Genomic DNA, 2,098 nt, shown 5'->3' with positions numbered 1-2,098 from the left:
GCGCGTCCTTCTCGGTGTCGAGGCAGAGCGCGCGGGCACGGTGCGCCTCGGGGAAGCGCTCCAGCAGCGGGGACTGCGTCACCAGTGCCTCGGCGCCGCTGTCCTCCAGCATGAAGGCCAGACGCTCACGCGGCAGCAGCGGATCCACCGGCACCCATGCGCCGCCGGCCTTGAGGATGCCCAGCAGGCCGACGACGACGTCCAGCGAGCGCTCCACGCTGAGCGCGACTCGCACCTCGGGCCCCACGCCGCGGCGGCGCAGGGCGTGGGCGAGCTGGTTGGCCTTATGGTCGAGCTGCGCGTAGGTGAGGCACTCGCCCTCGAAGGAGGCTGCCAGCGCGTCCGGGGCACGGCGGACCTGGGCCTCGAAGAGCGAGTGGACGCACGCCTCGGGGAGGGCGGCGCGGGTGGCGTTCCAGTCCACCAGCAGGCGGCGGCGCTCGTCCCCTGCCAGCAGGGTGAGCGCGGACAGCCGGCGCTCGGGGGCCGAGACGAGGGCCTCCACCAGCACGAGCAGGTGCCGGGCCATGCGCTCCGCGGTGGACGCGTCGAACAGGTCGGCGGCGTACTCCAGCCCACCCTGGAAGCCGTCCCCGGTGCGCGACAGGACCAGCGTCAGGTCGAACTTGGCGACGCGGCCGTGGGTGGGCATGGGGTGGAGGGCCAGCCCCGGCATGGATGGCTCCGCCGGGGGGAGGTTCTGCAGCATGAACATCACCTGTAACAGCGGGGCCTGGCGCAGGTCGCGCATGGGCTGGAGCTGCTCGAAGGGGATGAGCTGATGGGCGAAGGCGCCCAGGGCTGTTTCCCGGACGCGGGTCAGCAGCTCTCGCCCCGTGGGGTCTCCGTCCAGGCGCGTGCGCAGCACCAGGGTGTTGAGGAAGAAGCCGACCAGGCCTTCCAGCTCGGCGCGGTTGCGGCCGGCGACCGGCGTGCCGACGCAGAGGTCGTCCTGGCCGCTATAGCGTGACAGCAGCAACTGGAATGCGGCCAGCAGGAACATGAAGGGCGTGAGGCCCTCGCGAAGGCAGAGGGCATCCAGGGCCTCGGAGAGCGCTCGCGGGAGCACGATGGGGGCATGGGCTCCCCGGGGCATGGTGCGGTGCGTGCGCGGCCTGTCGGTGGGCAGCTCCAGCTCCTGCGGCGCACCCTCCAGTTGATGCCGCCACCAGGTGAGCTGCTCCTCCAGCTCGGCGCCCTGCAGCCACTGGCGCTGCCAGGCGGCGAAGTCCGCGTACTGGAGCGGCAGCGAAGGCAGCGGCGAAGGAAGGCCGGAGGCGAAGGCGCCGTAGAGCTGCGCCAGCTCGCGCGTCATGACTCCCATGGACCAGCCGTCGGAGACGATGTGGTGGACGGTGAGCAGCAGCACGTGCTCCCGCGCGTCGAGCACCAGCAGGGAGGTCCGCAGCAGCGGGCCGGTGGAGAGGTTGAAGGGGCGCAGGGCCTCCGCCTCGGAGAGCCGCTGTGCCTCGGCCTCACGCGGCTCCGCGGGCAGCGAGCGCAGGTCGACGAGCTCCAGGCGCAGGGCGGTGGGTGAGGAGATGACCTGGACGGAGCCGCCAGGCTCATCGCGGAAGGTGGTGCGCAGCGACTCGTGCCGGTGCACCAGCGCCTCGAGGCTCTGGCGCAGGGCCTCGGTGTCCAGCACGCCGGACAGGCGCAGCGCGAAGGGCATGTTGTAGGCGGAGCTGCCAGGAGCGAGCTGGTCGAGGAACCACAGGCGCTGCTGGGCGAAGGAGAGAGGAAGCGGGCCCGTGCGAGGCAGGGGGACGAGGGCGGGCACCTGGCTTCCAGGGCCGGACGTGCGTGCGGAGTCGATGCGGGAGGCGAGGCCCTGGAGGGTGGGAGCCTCGAAGAGGGCGCGCAGGGGCAGCTCCGCGCCGAAGGTGGAGCGCACGCGGGAGACGAGCTGGGTGGCCAGCAGGGAGTGGCCGCCCAGCTCGAAGAAGCTGTCGTGGACGCCCACGCGCGGCACGCGCAGCAGCTGGGCGAAGAGGCCGGCCAGCAGTTCCTCGGTGGGAGTGCGCGGGGGGACGTAGGTGCCGGCCGGGGAGGAGGACACCGACTGCGGAGGGGGCAGGGCCTTGCGGTCCACCTT

Annotated in this window: 1 protein-coding gene; it reads right to left on the bottom strand. The window is 72.6% G+C overall.

Translation table 11 applies throughout. The annotated features are described in order from the left end of the window. Positions 1–2,098 (bottom strand): condensation domain-containing protein (locus G4D86_RS51560; protein ID WP_164003075.1); only part of this gene is annotated, 2,098 nt, incomplete at both ends.

It is taken from the genome of Pyxidicoccus caerfyrddinensis (genome assembly GCF_010894405.1).
GTDB classification, from domain to species: domain Bacteria; phylum Myxococcota; class Myxococcia; order Myxococcales; family Myxococcaceae; genus Myxococcus; species Myxococcus caerfyrddinensis.
The sequence above is the reverse complement of the archived record's forward strand: the minus strand, read 5'-3'. Positions and strand labels throughout refer to the sequence as shown.